Genomic DNA, 17,467 nt, shown 5'->3' with positions numbered 1-17,467 from the left:
ATGTGGTACCCGCTCCGCGGGTACCACATCGCTGCGCGATGTGCAAGGGGGGCGGTCGCTGCGCTCCCGCTGGCCCTCGCGATGCGAGGGCGGTCCCCTCCGCTGCGCTCCTGGGACCGGTGGGGCCGGCCGCTGCGCGCCCGGCTGGCCGCGCGGTGCGCGGCGGGGGCTGACGGGGTGCCAGGTGCGGCTAGTGGGGCCTCCAGTACGGGAGTTGAGGGAGCGCGGGGGCGCTCCCGGCGGGTCCGCTGCGCTCCCCCGCCTGACGGTCCTTCCGGCTGCGCCTCCAGAACCTTGGGGCCCGCTGCGCGGGCGGGCTGGTCGTGAGGGGGTGAGTGTCACTCGTTGGTGTGGGTTCCAGTATAGCGTGTGCATCTGGTAGATGCAGCATGTACCGTTGGCGGAAACACGGGACACCCCCCAACCACCCGGGCGGGGCGCGGCGCGTGATCGAGAGTCAGTTTTCTTTCCCGGAAAGCAGGAATGGAACAGTGGATCTCTTCCCTATCTGGAAGCGCTATGTGCGCGCCGTGGAGCAGGAATTCATTCGGGCGGGATTCCCGGAGGCCGCCTATTCGGTGGCCCGTGATGACGAGCACCGCGGGTCCTGCGTTGCCTCGTGGAAGTGGGCGGTGAGCACGCCGCTGGTGAGCGCCCAGGAGTGGCCCGAGGGGCTCACGCTGACGTGGTCCTCCACCGGCCGCTGGACGTACAGCGCCCTGGACGACCACCGGCTGGAGAACGCCCTCGTACTGCCCGTCCCTCCCCTGGCCGCTCCTTCCGCCCTCAGCGGCCTGCTGCCTGCCCTGATGGACGGCAGGCACGGGCAGCTCCCCGCTTCCGAGGAGCGGTGGGAGCACGCCGGGCTGCTGGAGTCGTGCACCGAGTCCGCGGCCCTGTACGGCGATGACAAGTACGACGCCGCCTACCAGGCAGCGGAAGAGGAGGCGGAGACCTTCCTGCGGTGGCAGGAGCAGCTGGACAGCGGGCAGGCCGTAGCGGCGGAGCCGGGCGCCGGCCTTTCCGAGGAGAGCGGGGAGCCTGCCGGGCTGACCCGGTACCGGGTCCTGGCCATGCGGACCGATGAGGCCCACCCGGGCGCGGCCACCCTGACCAACCACACCTACGCGCGGTCTGCGGAAGAGGCCCTGGCCAAGGTGCGCCGGGAGAACGAGCGGCCCGGCGGCCTGTACGGCGAGCAGGGCCTGTACCGCGTGGTGGAGGTGACCGAGGAGGGACCGGCCGGTGAGGTCCTGCGCCAGGAGGCCGCCCGCCGCACGTTCGTCGACCTGGTCATGAACGCCGCGCGCGCCGAGACCAACCAGGACATCACCGGGATGCCCAACCCGGAGATGTTCGGCGTCCTGTGCGACTTCTTCACCCGCGCCATCGTCTTCCCCGGCTTCGGCTTCCCCAGCGGCAGCGACCCCGACGACGACCAGATGCACACCAGCGACCCCTCCCGCGCCCTGTCCCGCCTGCTCCTGCAACACCTCACCCACCACGAACTGGACCTGGTGGAAGCCGACCCGTCCTGGCCCCTGCTCGAAGGCCGGCCCATCGCCGACCGCGCCTCGGACGATGACAGCCAGGAGGAAGGGGGCGAGGCGTCCCCGGAACTGATCGAACAGGTCCTGACCGTGTGCGAGCCGCACTACGCCGCCGTGACCGGCACCAGCGCCGCCCAGTGGGACAAGGAACTCTCCCGCGAGCTGGTGGGACTGGCGCTGCGGACCGTACGCCTGGCGGACCGGAAGGCGTACCCGCAAGTCCTTCAGGCGTACCTGGTCGAGAACCGGGCGCGCCTGGAGAAGCTGTGGCGCATCTACGGGCCCGCCGGCGTCTTCCCCCAGGGCGTCTACCACCTGGTGGAGACGCCCGAGTCGTTCGTTCTGTGCGAGCGGATCGACAACGCCCCGATGTGGCTCACGGGGGTCTGGAGCAGGGAATGCGAATCGGACACCCCCCTCGAAAGACTCCAGGAAGCCTGGCTGTACGGCACTAGTGAGAGTGATGGACGATGAGCAGGATTCCGCTCAAGGAACACCAGGTAGACCAGAAGTCGAGTTTCCGTAAGTGGGTCGGATTCCCTGCAAGATCATCCGTGCCCCCTCAGGGTGCCCGGGGAACGATCGTGTCAGCGACCGGCTCCGGTAAAACGATCATGGCTGCCGCCTCCGCCCTGGAGTGCTTCCCCGGCGGCCGGATCCTCGTGACCGTCCCGACCCTGGACCTTCTCGCGCAGACCGCCCAGGCGTGGCGGGCAGTGGGCCACACCGCGCCGATGGTCGCCGTGTGCTCGCTGGAGAACGACGCGGTGCTCAACTCGCTGGGGGTGCGCACCACCACCAACCCGATCCAGCTCGCCCTGTGGGCCGGGCACGGGCCGGTCGTCATGTTCGCCACGTACGCCTCCCTGGTGGACCGCGAGGACATCGACGCACCCCTGGGCCAGCGCAAGGTCCGCGGACCGCTGGAGACCGCTCTGGCCGGCGGAGAGCGCCTGTACGGACAGCGCATGGCGGGCTTCGACCTCGCCATCGTGGATGAGGCACACGGAACCGCCGGTGATCTTGGCCGTCCATGGGCCGCGATCCACGACAACGCCCGCATCCCCGCCGACTTCCGGCTCTACCTCACGGCCACCCCCCGCATCCTCGCCGCGGCCCGGCCGCAGAAGGGCGCGAACGGCCAGGAGGCTGAGCTCGCGACCATGGCCGACGACCCGGACGGCACCTACGGCGCCTGGCTCGCAGAGCTCGGTCTGAGCGAGGCGATCGAGCGCGAAATTCTCGCCGGATTCGAGATCGACGTCCTGGAGATCCGGGACCCCTCCCCCGTCCTCGGGGAGTCGGAGGAAGCCCGGCGCGGCCGGCGCCTGGCGCTCCTGCAGACGGCGCTCCTGGAGCACACCGCCGCGTACAACCTCCGCACCGTCATGACGTTCCACCAGAAGGTGGAGGAGGCCCGCGCGTTCGCGGACAAGCTCCCCGAGACGGCCGCCGCGCTGTACCTCAACGACGCCTCCGATGAGGACCTGGCCAAGGCGGACAAGCTCCCGGCGTCGTCGATCGACGCGGAGTTCTACGAACTCGAGGCAGGCCGCCACGTGCCCCCGGACCGCGTGTGGTCGGCGTGGCTGTGCGGCGACCACCTCGTCTCCGAGCGGCGCGAGGCACTGCGCCAGTTCGCAGGCGGCATCGACGCGGCCGGACGCCGGGTCCACCGCGCCTTCCTCGCCAGCGTTCGCGTGCTCGGAGAAGGCGTGGACATCACCGGCGAGCGGGGAGTCGAGGCGATCTGCTTCGCCGACACCCGCGGCTCCCAGGTCGAGATCGTGCAGAACATCGGCCGGGCGCTGCGCCTCAACAAGGACGGCAGCACGAAGATCGCGCGCATCATCGTGCCGGTCTTCCTGGAGCCCACCGAGGACCCGAACGACATGGTCGCCAGCGCCTCGTTCCGCCCCCTTGTAGCCGTATTGCAGGGCTTGCGTTCGCATGACGAACGTCTGGTCGAGCAACTCGCTTCCCGGGCGCTCACCAGCGGCAAGCGCAAGGTCCACGTCAAGCGGGACGACGACGGGCGGATCGTCGGGGCCGGCGGCGAGGGTGAGGGCGAGGACCAAGAGGACGACGACACCCAGGCCGCCGCCGAAGCGGCCCTGCTGCACTTCTCCAGCCCGCGCGACGCGGCGACGATCGCGGCGTTCCTGCGCACCCGGGTCTACCGGCCCGAGTCGTTGGTGTGGCTGGAGGGCTACCAGGCCCTCATCCGGTGGCGGGCCGAGAACGAGATCACCGGCCTGCACGCGGTGCCCTATGACGTCGAGGTCGAGGTGGGAACGACGAAGGCGTTTCCGCTGGGGCGCTGGGTCCATATGCAGCGGAAGGCGCTGCGGGCGGGTGAGCTGGAGGAGCGGCGCAAGACCCTGCTGGACGCGCCGGAGGCCGGGATGGTCTGGGAGCCGGGCGAGGAAGCGTGGGAGAGCAAGCTCGCCGCGCTGCGGTCCTACCGGCGGGCCACCGGGCACCTCGCGCCCCGTCAGGACGCCGTGTGGGGCGAGGGCGAGGCGATGGTGCCCGTCGGGCAGCACATGGCCAACCTCCGGCGGAAGGGCGGTCTCGGGAAGGACCCGAAGCGGGCGGCGGAGCGCGCGGCGCAGCTGACCGCGATCGATCCGGACTGGGACTGCCCGTGGCCGCTGGACTGGCAGCGGCACTACCGGGTGCTCGCCGACCTGGTCGACGCCGACGGCGTCGGCGTCCTGCCCTACGTCGCGCCGGGCGTCGTCTTCGAGGGCGATGACGTGGGCAAGTGGCGGTGGCGGCACCAGGAGCCGGGCACCTGGGCGCAGCTGTCGACCGAGCAGCGGGAGCGGCTGACCGCGCTGGGCATCAATGCCCCTGCGGCCCCGTCTCCCGCCCCGGCGGCGGTCGGTGCGGCGAAGGGGTCTGCCAAGGCGCAGCAGGCGTTCCAGCGGGGTCTGGCGGCTCTCGCGCAGTGGGTCGAGCGGGAGGGGCAGCGGGCGGTGCCGCGCGGGCACAGCGAGACGATCACGGTCGACGGCGAGCCGGAGCCGGTGACTGTGAAGCTGGGCGTGTGGAATTCGAACACCAAATCGAGGCGGGACAAGCTGACCGCGGACCAGCTCGCCTCCCTCGCCGCGCTGGGCGTCGACTGGGCAGGAGCGGTGCCGGCCATTGAGGCCGTCCCGGCGCAGCCCGCCGCCATCGAGGCCGCGCCGCGCAAGCGTGACCACCACGATGAGTGCGACAAGGCGCTGCACGAGGGCGGTACGTGTACCTGCGACCTCATCGAGCAGTACGGACCGCCCTCCGAACGCGACGACTACTGACCGCTCCCGCGCCCGACCGGACCCCGGACCTCTTGAGGCCGGGGTCTCGCGCTGTCACCGGCCGGACATCGGCACCGCCCTGCAACACGGAGTGCAACACGCATGCCCTGCCCCTACTCCTGGCAGGCTTTCCAGCAGGTCAGGGGCGCAACGGTGCCTGTTGCAGACTCGCGTTGCAGAGCGGTGTTGCAGAGCGGTGTTGCAGGGCGGTGTTGCGGCCCCTGGGGGCCGGGCGGGTGAACGCTGGCTCTCTGGCGTACCCGGTCTGTCGGCCTGGCGGTTGTGGGTTCAGCGGACCGTTCGGCCCGTGCACGGGCCACTTCTGCGAGGCACATCATGGGACGTCACAAGCAGCACAAGCCGCGCCGCCCGCAGGCCAAGAGGGAACAGCCGACCACGGAATGGTTCGGCACCGCGTTCCACTCCACCGAGGGCATGTACCACCTGGACGTTCGCCAGTCCGGCAACGGCATCCTGATCACTTCCTCACCTGCCGAGATGGATGGCGTGCCAGCCGCGTGGGCGCTCCGGCTGCGCAACGACGACAACGGCCAGGGCCTGACCGATCTGGGCGCGGCTCTCGCCTCCGGGCAGAAGCACGGCATCGGCATGGACGAAGGGCCCGGGTTCCAGACCGCCCTGCTGTTCTTCCCCGACTACCCGGAGGAAGGCATCGGCACATTGGCCCGAGTCCGTACCGTCGACGGGGAAGACGGCGGAACCTTCGAGCGGCGAGCCGAACGACCGATGAGCCTGTGGGCAGAGGCCGGCGAGAACCTCCGCCGGATCGTCCCGCTGCTTGGCCCGGACGCGCCGGCGGCGGATGAAGTCGAGGACTGCCGCCTGTGTCCCGGCTGCTACCGGCCCGTCTACGAGAGCGCCGCCTCGCACACCCTCATCGGTGCTGGTCCGTTCCCGGTGATGGGGCTGTGCAGGCTGTGCGCCGAAGGGACCACGCTTCGCTCGGTGCGCGAGGCCGACGCGCCCATCGACCCGCAGCAGCGCGCCGTGCTGGAGACCGTGGCCGCCGCCATGGGGTAGTGGCGGTTCAGACCGCCTGAGCGAGCGCGGCTTCCAGGCGGTCCAGGCGTGCGTAGAGGGCGCGGACCAGGCGGGCGCGGTTCTGGACGCACTGCACGGTGCCCTCGATCGTCGTGGACAGCCGGCCTTCCGTCTCGCGCAGGACGACGTCGGCGAGCGCCCGGGGCCCGCTGCTCTTGGGCAGCTGGTTCGCGCGGCGCCGTACGTCGGAGGCGATGGCGCGGGCGTGGCCGGTGAGCTGGAGGCCGATCTGCTCGTAGTCGCGTTCGGCGAGCGTGTCCTCGTCGGTCCACGCGAGGACGGCCTTGACGAGGCACTCGTACGGTTCGCGATCCAGCGGGAGCTCCGCCTCGATCAGCCCGTCGGGGTCGTACAGGACGGTGTGCGTGCTGGTGTGCATGGCGGGCCTGACTGCTGGGACGGTCTCGCGCGGGTGGCCGGCGGTCACCGCTGGGTGTCCTCGCCGCCGCCGTCCCCGTCGCCCTGGTCCTCGTTCTGCTGGGCGAGGAACCGGGCGAAGCCGCGGTCCGCACGGGCCAGCAGAGCCGGGGAAGGAACGCCGTAGGCGGGCGGCTGGAGGCCGCGGCCCTCCGGGGCCGGGGCGGTGGTGTCGGTGTGTGCGCGCATGCGGCCCCGCCTCTCCGGCTGGTGGTCCGTCGGTGACTTCGACGCTACGCAGCGTTGGCGGCTGACCTCAACGAGATTGCGGGTAATTGCGGCGGCTTCACTCCAGGGCGTCCATCGCGGCCCGGATCAGGTCGCGGGCCGCGTCGCCGTGGACCGCCATCTCCGCGAGGCCGGCGAACGCCTTCATGTAGTCGGCGATCTCGCGCGGCTGCGTCACCTTGATCTCCGCCGTCAGCGTCTCCACCACGGCGCTGCTGTCGTCGTGGACGTAGAACGCCTCCAGCGGCCACACGGTGCGCTGCGCGGTGAACGGGATGATCCCCAGGGAGAGAGAGGCGAGCGGCATCACGGTCAGAAGGTGGCGCAGCTGCCCGCGCATCGCCTCGGGGTCGGCGGTGCGGAAGCGCAGGACGGATTCCTCCATGAGGACGACGTAGCGGTGGCCGCCCTCGTAGAGGAACCGGGAGCGTGCGACCCGGGCGGCGACAGCTTCGGCGACGTCGTCGGGGGTGCCCTGGAAGCGGGTGATCTGGTGCATGAGGGCGGTCGCGAACGCCGGGGTCTGGAGGAAGCCGGGCGGGACGTTGGAGAGGTAGACGCGGCAGATGCGGGTCTGCGCGTGCAGGTCGTACCAGTCCTGCTGGACCTGGCGCATGCCGCCCTGGTGGAGGCGCCGCCATTCCATGTACATCGAGTCGACCGCGCGGGCGGTGGCGATGAGGTCGTCGGCCTGGTCGTCCGCGCCGCACGCCGTGCACCAGGTGCGGATGTCGCTGTCCGAGGGCAGCGCCGCACCTTTCTGTATGCGAGTGGTCTTGGCGGGGTGCCAGCCGCACCGGGCGGAGAGGTCCTTCCCGGTGAGGCCGGCGTCCTTGCGCAGGTGCGTGAGCCGCACGGCGAGCGCCTCGCGGGCCGACTGGGCGCTGGATGAGGGAGAGGTGGTCGTCATCAGGTGGCGGCCCTTGGGGTGCGCGTTTCGTCAGATGCGGTAGTCGGCGTGGTCGGTGGCTAGGTCCCACACCGTACGGAACGACTCCGCGCACAGCTTGACGGCCTGCGGGTCCTCGGTGTGGTCGGGCTCCAGTGCCTCGCCGTCGCCGGAGAAGATGTTCCACCGCACGACCTGGTCGTCGATGAGCCAGAAGTCGTTGCCCGGCAGCGCGAGCGCGGAGGCACGGCGGCGGGGCAGCCAGCGGACCTCTTCGCCCGCGCGGAGGTTGGCGTCAGTGATGGCGTGCTCGAAGCGGATGTAGTCGGTGACAGGCTCGGACACGATGCGCGCCCGCCGGACCTTCACCCCGCGGGCAACGGTCCGCTCCACCAGCGGCAACCACCCGCTCCAGTACTCCGAGTCGTCCGCGGGCACGCTCCCGTCGCGCAGGAAGGCGTCGTAGACCTCCCGCTCCTCCCCCACGGCGTAGACGTCGCGGAGCTCCAGGTGCAGGGCGTGCTGCCGGGCGGAGTCGAGCAGGTCCTCAAAGCTGAGGACGGGCGGCTTCTGCGGCATCGCACGCCTTTCTGATCTGATCGACCATCCGCACGGAGAGCCGGATGACTCCCTCGTCATCCGCCGGCGGACTGTCCTGGCTGCACGCGGCCCGCATCGCCGCGTTGGCGAACTTGCCCTGCAGAACCAGTTCCGGCCCCTCAGCGGCCTCGGTGTCCACCCACACCGCCGGGCAGTTCCCGCCGCCCGAGTTCGGGTCCGTGCCGAAGAAAAGTAACGCCATGATCGCCTCCGGAGAAAGCCAGTTGCGGGGAGTTGCACAACTGACCGTCCCGCGCACCGGCACTCCCGGTCAAGAGGAACGAGAACTTCGGCGGGCTGGCCCACGGGCCGGGGTGCGGGGCCAGCCCTCTGGAGTCAGCTTCTGCCGACGGGGCGGGCGTCCAGCGCCGTGCGCAGGAGTCTGGCGATGGGCTGGTACTGCTGGACGAAGTCGGGGTCCTTCATCTGGTCGGGCTCGGGCAGCTGCTTGTGCGGGATAGACCAGTGCCCGGTGAACGTCCAGCCCAGAGGACGGAGTCCGGCGCGGTCCATGTCCTGGTCGACGCCCACCAGGTAGGCCGCGTCGACGGGCGGCTCCCCGTTCGTCTGCCAGATCACCCCGTCCAGGGCGATGGGGAGGTGCGGGGATCCGAAGAGGAATCCCAGACAGCGCTCGCGCAGAACCGCCGCGCTCTGCTCGGGGCTCAGCGGCATGCCCGTCTCTTCGCCCCCGGGACCGGGCAGCGCGGTCCTGCAGTCGGTGTCCGGGAAGATGTCGATCTCCCCGAGAACGACGTGCGCCGTCGCGTTCTCACGGTCGGGGTAGGACCAGTTCTTCGGCAGAAGGACGATCGCGTCGTAGGCGTCTTGGGCGTCGGCCACCGCCGCCGCGAGCGGGCTGCGGTCGGTGCGGGGCAAGCCGCGGTCGCTCTCCTGCGAGGGGTGGCGGACCTGCCACATGCAGGTGTGGCGTGTCAGGAGGCCGGAGCCGTCCAGCGAGGCCCACAGTGTGCTGGTCGTCGGCTCGGGCGGAGTGGCCGGCCCGATCTCCTTCTTGCGGCGGCCCCGACTGCGGGGCCGCATGGTCCAGCGCCAGTAGTCCTCGGCTTCCTCGAGGAGCAGGACCCGCTGTCCGCTGTGTGCCCAGGCCGCCGCGATCCCGCCGACCAGGTGGTAGAGGTGGCCCGAGCGCTCCGCCAGGAACCGCAGGACATGCGGTGCGGGCGGCGTATCGCTGGTCGCGCGACGCAGGGCTTCGGTGTACTTGCCCCCGGCCTGGCTCGCCCGGCGGGCGGACTGCGCGGCGGTGGACTGGTTCTTCGGCATGACGTACTCCTCTGCCGGGCCGGGCCACGCCCCCGACTCCGGCTCGTACGACTGCCGTGGACACGACGGAACGCAGAACGGGAAGGAGCGGGCCCCGCAGGACCTTGACCCCCACGTCCGGTGGCGTGGCTCCGGAAGCGGGCGGTGATCGGCAGTACGCACTAGCCGGGCAGGATGCTAACCGGCGCAGCCCCACCGGCCGAAGCCACCAGCCGCCGGTTCCCTCGAATGGGCGAAGTCCCCGGCGGCTGCGCGTGCTGTGCGAGTGAGCAAGCCGCCTCGTCAACAATCAGCCGGCTCCCACAGGGAGTGGGCGAGCCCGCTCCCCTCGCAGTGGAAGCAGTAGCCGCTCCCGGCATCGTCGCGGGGGCTGATGCTGTAGGTGGCGTCCTGGAAGAGCCGGGTGAGTCCGGCGGTGTGCGCCGCGTGGATCGGGAGCTCCTGCCGTCTGCTGAGCGTGATTTCCAGGGCGACGCCGGGGCCGGTGAAGTGAGCGTGGGGAAGGTTCTCTGTCATCGAGCGGAGGGCGTCGTTCACTTGGCCCGTCGTCTCCGCGCCGGTCAGCTGCACGCGGGCCGCGAGGATCGTGTCGGCGGCCGCGGTGAAGGTCAGGAGTCCGGCCGGGCGGGCGAGCGGCCCGTAGCGGCCCACCGGTTCGGGATGGGTGTGCTGGAGCTGGACCAGGGCGTGCCACAGGTCGCCCGGCAGATCCGGCGCGGTCTCTTCTCTGCTGCGTCTCATGAGCCCTGTCTACGGCCTGGCACCGGCGTACAGCCGGGCTCGGGTTGTTCCCTCCCGCACGGTGGTGCCGCGACTTCCCGGGCCGTCCCGCCGGGCGGGGCGCTCACGCCCGGCCCGGCGGGGGCGGGTTGCCCGGGTCAGGTCCGCCGGCGGAACCAGCCGCGGCCCGTGTCCGCCTCCTGGTCGTCCTCCGGCTCCGCCGGCGCGGCGGCCTGGAGGCGGGCGGCTTCGGCGGCTGCTTCCTTTCGGGCGACGTCGTCGGCACGGCAGGTGCCGCACAGGGACGCGTCCCCGGCGTTCCAGGCCGTGCGGTGCGCGGTGGTCTCCTCCCAGCGCTGGTCGGTGAACTTCCTTCCGCACCGCTTGCACACTGGGCGCTCCGCCTCCCGCTGTGCGGCCCGGCGCTGCTTGTCCGCCGCGTCGGCGCGGGCCTCCTGGTCGCGGTAGAGGGCGTCGCCGTCGGGGTTGTCGAGCGCGGCCGTCAGCTTCTGCTCGCCCTTGCGTCCCAGCCGCCGCCACACCGCCGCGTCCGCGCCGTGCTCCGTCAGCTGCTCCAGGGTGGTGACGACGACGGGCACCGCCTGGCCGTAGTCCTTCGCGGTGACCGCCTTCGGGTAGAGGGTCTCGTACCGGCGCGGCGCCCAGTAGCGGCGGCCGGCCTCCTCCAGCACAGCGACCGTGTTGTCGACCTTCGCCTCGGTGGTGTCCGCGAACACGAACGCGAGGGGCACCAGGCCCTCCCGGCCGGTCGGCGGGTAGAACCGGCGCCACAGCCGCTTCTCGTGATCGACGTGCTCGATCGCGTCCGGCCGCGAGCGGACCCGGTCCGCAATCTGCTTGTCCGCATCCCGTGGCAGCAGCCGGCCCCACTCCCAGTACCGGCGCAGCTTGACCACCAGGTCGTGGGCGTCCTCGCTGCGGCGGTCGATCTCCAGCAGCATCACCGGCACCCCGGCCTCCTGCGCCCGCACCACCAGGTCCGCCCGCTGCACGAAGCTGCTGCCGAGCCGGTGGCCGATCTCGGTCTGGAAGCCGAGCTGGTGGCCGATCCCGGCGCGGTGGAGTTCGGCGGCTGTCGAGGTGACCGCCGCGGCGTGGTCGTCGTAGCTGGTGCCGAGCAGCTTCCCGGTGACCGGGTCGTACTTCTTCTCGCGCAGCACCGAGATCCGTATGCCCTTCGGCTCCAGCAGCTTCTTCGCCTCGCCGTGTCCTCGCTTCGTCAGCACCCACACCTGCCGCTGGTCCTCCCGGACCGTCTCGATCCTCACCAGCTGGTGCTCCTCCAGATCCAGCAGGTTGTCCCGTACGAGCCTGTCGTGCTGGTTGTCGGGGCGGGTCAGCTTCCACAGCTGGTCGGGCGTAGCCCTCTGGAAGATTCCCAGCGCTTGCAGCAGTTCCCGGCGTCGAGGTTCGGTCGAAGTCCTTCTGTGCTGGGGACGCCTTTGTACAAGAGGGTTGTCGGACCTGCGACGGCCCCCCTTTCGGCGGGTCTGACCTGCGGAAACGCCCGGCGCTTGGCGTCGGGGCGCGGAGGGGGTGATGGAGGGGTCCACGGAGGGGGGCCTTCTGGCCTGGACAAGGGGCTGCTCGGGGTCGTCTGCGGTGCTCGCCACAGGGTGCTCCTGCAAGGTGGGGCGGGCCTATCCCGCCATTCACCTTCTACAGGTGTCGTCCCCGGCGAGTTTGTGACGCCGATCTTGAAAAACCTCTCCGCCGTGACCGCATCGTGATCAACCGGGAGGGGGAGAGTTCTCCCTCCTCAGCGGCCGGACTCTGTCCACAGGGCCGCCGCTGGAGGCTCCTCTTGAGGTCGCCGCGATCAGCGGGGCGGCCCGTCGTTGAGGAGCTGTCATGCCCGAGAACACCGTCACCACCCCGCTCGCCCCGATGAAGCTGGAGGACGTCACCGACGCCTTCGCCTACATCCGGGCGTTGCAGGCCGGCGACATCGACACCGCCTGCGCGGTCGCCGACGACACGGGCCCGGATCTGCACCTGCTGCTCGTGGACGTCGCCGCGCGCGTCTTCATCCCGGTCACCGCCGCGGACGACTGCGACGGGGAGCCGTGCGCGCACTCCTTCCTGGCAGCCGCACTCGGCCGGCTCCTGCTGGAGCTCCTCTGCCACGGCGAGTGCCTGGCGAATGCTCCGGGCATCGCCGCGACCATCATCCGCTTCACCGACAACATCCTCACCGATGAGCACGGCGAGGTCGCCGACGTCCTGCGCCAGCTGGAGGCCGCGGGGATGAAGCAGGCGATGGAGGCGCACCGCACCACCGCGTAGCCGCGCATCCGGGACGGCGGTGGTGCGGCGCACATCGGGACCGCACCACCGCCGCGCGCCGCGCCATCGCACCGACTGACGATGTCCGGCACTCGCGCGCGCATCGCGATGTCGAGCATCCGATGTTCTACACCGCACGCGATGCCCACCGCCCGCACTTGGTGCGCCTCCCGACGATGCCGGGCACTCGCGCGCGCATCACGATGTCGAGCATCCGATGTTCTACACCGCACGCGATGCCCACCGCCCGCACTTGGTGCGCCTCCCGACGATGCCGGGCACTCGCGCGCGCATCACGATGTCGAGCATCCGATGTTCCGCACCGCACGCGATGCCCACCGCCCGGATCGCGCGCACCGGCGGCCTACCCCTTGTCCAGCTCCGGCCGGGAGCTCAGCCACCCCTTGTCCAGCTCCGGCCGGGAGCTCAGCCACCCCTTGTCCAGGTCCGGGCGGCCGCGCGTTTCCCCTTGACCACGTTGGATATCGGAGCGTTTCCCCTTGACAGCGCCGGTCCCGGCCGCCGATCAGATCATGGTCAAGGGGGGCTGTGATATAGAGCCCGCCGCCGCGCGCCGCGCGCCCAGTGCGGTGCAGTGGCGCGCCCCGGACCGGATACGCGGCGCGGTGCGGTGCGGTGCGGTGAGGTGGTCCGGCGCGCGGCGCGCGGCGCATCGGATGCTCGACATCGTGGTGCGCGCACGAGTGCCGGGCATCGTCGGGAGGCGCACCGGGAGTCGTGCGGAACATCGTGGTGCGCCCACCGGGCGGTGGCACTCGATGTTCTGCGACCGATGCCGGGCATCGTCCACTGGATGCACGACATCGCGGGTTCCACTCGGTGGACGATGCCGGGCATCGTCACCACAGCCAGGCACTGGAGTGCCGCACCTGTGGTCATGTGAGTCCTCCAGTGGGTGTCCGGCCGGGCGTCTGCTGCACGCCGGGCGGCGGGGTGTGTGACGGAGCGGGCGCCGACGGAGCGGGCTGCGGCCGGGGGTTTTGGGCGACGGCTCGCTCCCGGATGCCGTCCTGGAGCTTGGCGGCCATCTTCGCGACGGCCTCGATCGTGGCGCGGGTCTGCTCCAACGCGGCAACATCGGTCTCCTGCTCCAGGGCGTGGCCGGCTTTCCGGCCGGTGCGGGAGTCCAGGCGGTCCGCGCGGCGCAGCTCGTAGACCCGGGCACTCAGCGCTCCGGCGGCTAGGCGGGCCCGCGCGTAGAGGGGAGCGGTCCGCGTGCGGATCAGCGGGCGCAGCACGGCCTGGTCGTCGGTGTCGCGCGGGTACAGGGCGTGCAGATCAGCGGTCATCTTCCGGCCCCGGCCGACGGGGCGGGTGTAGTCGTCGACGACGGTCTGCACGATCCGTTCGTCCAGGCCCGGCTGGTGCGGTTGGCCGCGCAGGACGTAGGAGAGGTAGCGGCGCGCTTCGGCGAGCAGGTGGTGGCGTTTGAACGCCCCGCGCATCACGTACACCACGGCCACAACGTCGACGGCCGCCAGGACGACGTCGACCACCGGACGCACTCGCGCCCACACCGCCGCGGCCGCCGCCCGCGCCCGCTCCGCGAGGCGATCCACGACGTCGGCGCCGAACGAGGCGATGGCCGACTCCCGCCACCGCTCACGTAGCTCGGACAGCGACCGCAGGTCCTTGCGCTTCGGCGGGCGCGTGCGGTCGGCGGCCCGGCAGGCCAGCCCGTAGGCGGCCCGCTCCCCCGGCTCGTGCCCGTGCTCCTCCACGTACTCGGCGGTGAGGACGAACAGGGCCTCCTCGATCTGCTGGCGTCGCGTCGACTGCCAGCCGATGAGCCGCTGATCGATGCCCGCTATTTCCATGACGGGACGGCGGCCGGGTGTCACCTCTCGGGGCTCCCACGCCCACCCGAGCCGGGCGGAGACCTCCTCCATGAAGAACAGGAGGTAGAGAGTGTCAGCGGCAACGATGTGGGCCAGCAGCGTGTCTGCCGACAGGTTTCCCCACGTGCCTTTGGCGTCCGGCCGGCGGGCGCGGATCGACACCACCGCATGATCGTGGAGCAGCGGCTTCGACTCGGCAGCTCTGGACTCGTAGTGCCGGAACACTGCGACGATCAGAGCGCCGTCCCGGATCGGCTTGCGGTGCTTGCCGCCGCTCCCCGACCGGATCTGCGCGACCGACTCCCCCAGCCACCCCAGCGTCTTGTCCACGGAGATGTCCTGGCACTCCTCCAGCACCCGCCGTTCCTCGTCACCCATCAGCGCCCACGCGATGTGGGCCGTCGGCGGCGGCCGGAACACCAGGTCCATGCCGAGCCAGGGTCTGCGCTCCTTGGCCTTATCCGTCTTCGGTGACCGGTTGTGCTCGATGGGTCTGCCCAGCACGGTCGCCCGCCGGGCCTTCGCCGGATCGTCTCCCGCCTGAAGGCGCTCGCGCTCGATCCGGTCGGCGTCCGGGTGCCGGCCTTCCCCCAGGAGCAGTTCGGCCTGCCGCTCGCTCACCTCGTCACCCGGCGTGAGGCCAACCGCGGTTAGGCCCCGGCCCCGCCAGATCCCGGGCGGGACACCGGCCTCGTCCTGGGCGTCGCGCAGCGCCTTGCCCGCGGGGCGGTGGCCGTCGCCGACCATCACGCCGCGGAAGAGGTAACGCACCCCGTCACCCGGGCGGAGCTCTGCTTTGCTGATCACCGGCACATGAAACACCGGCGTTGACCTGCGGAAAAGCGCGATCGGGGGTCCTTCCCGCCGGGCGGGAGGCCATCACCAAGTCTTTACCGTGGGGCCCGCCAGGCGGGCCGTGACGGCCGCCCGAGACGGTAAGCCGACGGTGTGTGCACTCTTCCGCCCATGGAGATCACACGAGACGGAATCGCCTGCGCCCTCTGCCGTACGACCACCCAGGAGCGGGTGTACCTGGTCCTCAGCCACCAGTCGTCCTTTCCTCAGCGGGAGGTGATCAGGGACCGCTGGTGCCCGGCCGGCTGCCACCTGGCCCACCCCGCCCGGTGGCGGGAGGTGATGCCGCCACTCCGCAGCGACCTCTGACGACGTCGTGCGAATACTGCGCACCGACCACCCGAGCACCACCAACCCCAGAACCCGACCGCACTCAACTCCACCGCCACCGAGCACTCAGACCCCCAAAACACGCGGGACTTCCCCAATTGGGGAAGTCCCGCTCAACGCCGGGGATCAACTCTCTACGGGTTCGGCATTCCACGACGATCTGACAGCCGGTGGGGCGGCAACGTTCCAATTGGAACGGGATCGTTCGAGCCTCTCGAACGGGAGCGCTTCAATCGAAGCGCTCCCGTTCGCTTCCCGCGTGAAACCGGGCCCTCGCGTGGAGGGCCACAGACGCTCATCGCACCGTCGGGTGACCTTGCGGCGGGGTGGCTGCGTGTGATCTTGGGGGTCTGGCAAGCTGTGCCGCGTCCGAGTAGCCGCGCTGGGCGGCGAAATCAACGGACGACTGGAAGGCCACCGGATGACCACATCCACAGCCGTGCAACGCGCCACCGATACGGCAGCCCGCAACGGTCGGACGGCAAAGGTAATCGTCGTCATTCAGCAGAAGGGCGGCGCGGGCAAGTCCACGATCGCGGTGAACACGGCCGCTTGCGCGGGCCGGTCAGCGGTGATGTCCAACGCAGACGAGTCCGCCGGCTCCCCCGTCGTCGCGGCCGGGATCGACGTCCAGGGCACCCTGGAGAAATGGTGCGCAGGCGTACGCGAGGCGGCGCTGCCGTTCGACTACGTCGTCACCAAGAGCAAGCTCGGCATCATCCCGGGCATCGTCGAGGATCCGGAACGGCGCCGCGTCGTCGTCGACACCCCGGGCTTCCTTGATGTCGATCCTGATGCTGAGTGGGGCGCGGACCCCTTGGGCGAGAGCCGGACGGCCGACGCTCTTCGCGAGGTCCTGGATGTGGCGGACCTGGCGATCGTGCCGATCACCCCGTCCAAAATCACCTGGGACGAGTGTGAGTTCACGATCGAGCGCGTTCTCAAGCCGCGGGGTATCCCCTTCCTCGTCGTGATCAACATGCACGACCCGGGGAAGGACCGGCACGAAGTGCAGTTGAACAAGGTGAAGGCGTGGATCGACGAGCGGAACTACCCGCGCGTCGCCGACCCGATCCGCCGGTACACGATCCACGAGCACGCCTACGAGAACGGCACGCTCGTCACCGAGTACAAGATGAGCGGCACCGCGCTGAATGCCCGCGAGGACTTCATGCGCGTCGCCCTGACGATGGAACAGATGCTCTGATGGGACGACAGATCAACACGGGTGGGCCGCAGGGCCCCGGAAAGCCGGACACGGCGGTGGCGCTGGCCCGCGCGATCGACCACCTGCCGACGAAGCAGCTCTCCGACACTCCGGTCCTCATCGCTCAGGAGCGGGAGCTCCTGGTGCGCTGCGAGGCCGCGCTCGAGAACCTGCGGATCGCGTACTGGGCTGCGGGTAAGGCGCTCCAGGTCGTTCGGGACGGCAAGCTGTACCGGGCGACGCGCGGGACGTTCGAGGACTACTGCAACGAGCTGTGGGACATCACGCCGCAGTACGCGAACCAGCTGATCAAGACGTGGAAGATCACAGAGAAGCTGTTCGAATTGGTCCACGGGAAATCGAACGATTTGGAAACTGTAGTTTCCAAAAAGCTGGGCATCGCTCAGGCCCGGGAGTTGGTCTCGCTCGCCGAAGAGCACGGTGTCGATGCTGCCGCACTGCTCTACCTGGCACTCATCCAGGTGAAGCAGCTGAGCGTCACGTCCGACATGGTGAAGGGCGCCGTCCAGGCGCTCCCCCCGGAGGCGGCTGGCAAGAAGAAGGCCACCGAGGAAGCCGTGCTCGTCTACCTCGCGAGCATCGAAGGCAAGACCCAGCTCCCAGCCGCCCGCGACCCTTACAAGGCGCTGACCCGGGCAACGAAGAAGCTGGACGCGGGCACACTCCAGGCTGCGATGGAGCGCAACCCCGAAGGCACTCGCACGATGGTGCGGGAGCTGATCGAGGCGCTGTCCGCATCCGTCGGCATAGAGGTTGAGATCAAGCCCGAAGCGGAGCCAGCGGTCGCCTGACGGCCCGGAAACGCAAGAAGGCCCGTACCCCTCTGG

At 70.5% G+C, this 17,467-nt stretch carries 16 protein-coding genes; 7 read left to right on the top strand and 9 right to left on the bottom strand.

All coding sequences use genetic code 11. The features are described from left to right. Positions 1–491: 491 nt before the first annotated feature. The 3 genes from QMK30_RS32080 to QMK30_RS32070 all read left to right on the top strand — a co-directional run bounded on the left by QMK30_RS32080 (position 492) and on the right by QMK30_RS32070 (position 5,899). Positions 492–2,024, top strand: coding sequence for a hypothetical protein (locus QMK30_RS32080; RefSeq protein ID WP_283521829.1), 1,533 nt, complete (start codon positions 492–494; stop codon positions 2,022–2,024). Continuing rightward, positions 2,021–4,858, top strand: coding sequence for a DEAD/DEAH box helicase (locus QMK30_RS32075; protein WP_283521828.1), 2,838 nt, complete (start codon positions 2,021–2,023; stop codon positions 4,856–4,858). Before QMK30_RS32080 ends, QMK30_RS32075 begins: the two co-directional genes overlap by 4 nt. Positions 4,859–5,194: 336 nt before the next feature. Then, positions 5,195–5,899 (top strand): hypothetical protein, encoded by a 705-nt coding sequence (locus QMK30_RS32070; protein ID WP_283521827.1) that lies wholly within the window; start codon positions 5,195–5,197, stop codon positions 5,897–5,899. A gap of 7 nt (positions 5,900–5,906) precedes the next feature. Here QMK30_RS32070 and QMK30_RS32065 read toward each other — a convergent pair whose 3' ends face one another. The 8 genes from QMK30_RS32065 to QMK30_RS32030 all read right to left on the bottom strand — a co-directional run bounded on the left by QMK30_RS32065 (position 5,907) and on the right by QMK30_RS32030 (position 11,422). Continuing rightward, complete coding sequence (locus tag QMK30_RS32065) at positions 5,907–6,299, bottom strand: DUF6415 family natural product biosynthesis protein (RefSeq protein WP_283521834.1); 393 nt, start codon at positions 6,297–6,299, stop codon at positions 5,907–5,909. A 44-nt stretch (positions 6,300–6,343) separates the two neighbouring features. Next, on the bottom strand, positions 6,344–6,526 hold the full coding sequence (locus tag QMK30_RS32060) for a hypothetical protein (RefSeq protein WP_283521826.1): 183 nt from the start codon (positions 6,524–6,526) through the stop codon (positions 6,344–6,346). A gap of 97 nt (positions 6,527–6,623) precedes the next feature. After that, on the bottom strand, positions 6,624–7,475 hold the full coding sequence (locus QMK30_RS32055) for a helix-turn-helix domain-containing protein (RefSeq protein ID WP_283521825.1): 852 nt from the start codon (positions 7,473–7,475) through the stop codon (positions 6,624–6,626). Between the two features lie 30 nt (positions 7,476–7,505). After that, a complete protein-coding gene (locus QMK30_RS32050) occupies positions 7,506–8,033 on the bottom strand; it encodes a DUF6879 family protein (RefSeq protein WP_283521824.1) in 528 nt (175 codons plus the stop codon). After that, positions 8,002–8,313 carry a hypothetical protein gene (locus QMK30_RS32045; protein WP_283521823.1) on the bottom strand — a complete coding sequence of 104 codons (312 nt, stop codon included), beginning with the start codon at positions 8,311–8,313 and terminating at the stop codon, positions 8,002–8,004. The genes QMK30_RS32050 and QMK30_RS32045 overlap by 32 nt, the downstream gene beginning before the upstream one ends. Positions 8,314–8,390: 77 nt before the next feature. Beyond that, a complete protein-coding gene (locus tag QMK30_RS32040; protein ID WP_283521822.1) occupies positions 8,391–9,341 on the bottom strand; it encodes a hypothetical protein in 951 nt (316 codons plus the stop codon). 282 nt (positions 9,342–9,623) lie between these two features. Continuing rightward, the gene (locus tag QMK30_RS32035) at positions 9,624–10,082 is read right to left on the bottom strand and encodes a hypothetical protein (protein ID WP_283521821.1); all 459 of its coding nucleotides are present in this window, start codon (positions 10,080–10,082) and stop codon (positions 9,624–9,626) included. A gap of 137 nt (positions 10,083–10,219) precedes the next feature. Then, the gene (locus QMK30_RS32030) at positions 10,220–11,422 is read right to left on the bottom strand and encodes a hypothetical protein (protein ID WP_283521833.1); all 1,203 of its coding nucleotides are present in this window, start codon (positions 11,420–11,422) and stop codon (positions 10,220–10,222) included. Positions 11,423–11,933: 511 nt separating this feature from the next. On the opposite strand from QMK30_RS32030, the gene QMK30_RS32025 reads away from it, so the two are divergent. Then, positions 11,934–12,368: a hypothetical protein gene (locus QMK30_RS32025; protein ID WP_283521820.1), complete on the top strand. Its 435-nt coding sequence runs from the start codon at positions 11,934–11,936 to the stop codon at positions 12,366–12,368. A gap of 896 nt (positions 12,369–13,264) precedes the next feature. Here QMK30_RS32025 and mobF read toward each other — a convergent pair. Beyond that, on the bottom strand, positions 13,265–15,034 hold the full coding sequence (gene mobF / locus QMK30_RS32020) for a MobF family relaxase (RefSeq protein WP_502963265.1): 1,770 nt from the start codon (positions 15,032–15,034) through the stop codon (positions 13,265–13,267). A gap of 159 nt (positions 15,035–15,193) precedes the next feature. Here mobF and QMK30_RS32015 point away from each other — a divergent pair, with 159 nt between their 5' ends. The 3 genes from QMK30_RS32015 to QMK30_RS32005 all read left to right on the top strand — a co-directional run bounded on the left by QMK30_RS32015 (position 15,194) and on the right by QMK30_RS32005 (position 17,431). After that, complete coding sequence (locus tag QMK30_RS32015) at positions 15,194–15,391, top strand: hypothetical protein (RefSeq protein ID WP_267823104.1); 198 nt, start codon at positions 15,194–15,196, stop codon at positions 15,389–15,391. 442 nt (positions 15,392–15,833) lie between these two features. Next, positions 15,834–16,619 carry a ParA family protein gene (locus QMK30_RS32010; RefSeq protein ID WP_267823106.1) on the top strand — a complete coding sequence of 262 codons (786 nt, stop codon included), beginning with the start codon at positions 15,834–15,836 and terminating at the stop codon, positions 16,617–16,619. Next, on the top strand, positions 16,619–17,431 hold the full coding sequence (locus QMK30_RS32005; RefSeq protein WP_267823108.1) for a hypothetical protein: 813 nt from the start codon (positions 16,619–16,621) through the stop codon (positions 17,429–17,431). The genes QMK30_RS32010 and QMK30_RS32005 overlap by 1 nt, the downstream gene beginning before the upstream one ends. The last annotated feature ends 36 nt before the right edge of the window (positions 17,432–17,467 follow it).

The sequence above is a fragment of the Streptomyces sp. H27-C3 genome, assembly GCF_030063415.1.
Taxonomy (GTDB): domain Bacteria; phylum Actinomycetota; class Actinomycetes; order Streptomycetales; family Streptomycetaceae; genus Streptomyces.
The sequence above is the reverse complement of the archived record's forward strand: the minus strand, read 5'-3'. Positions and strand labels throughout refer to the sequence as shown.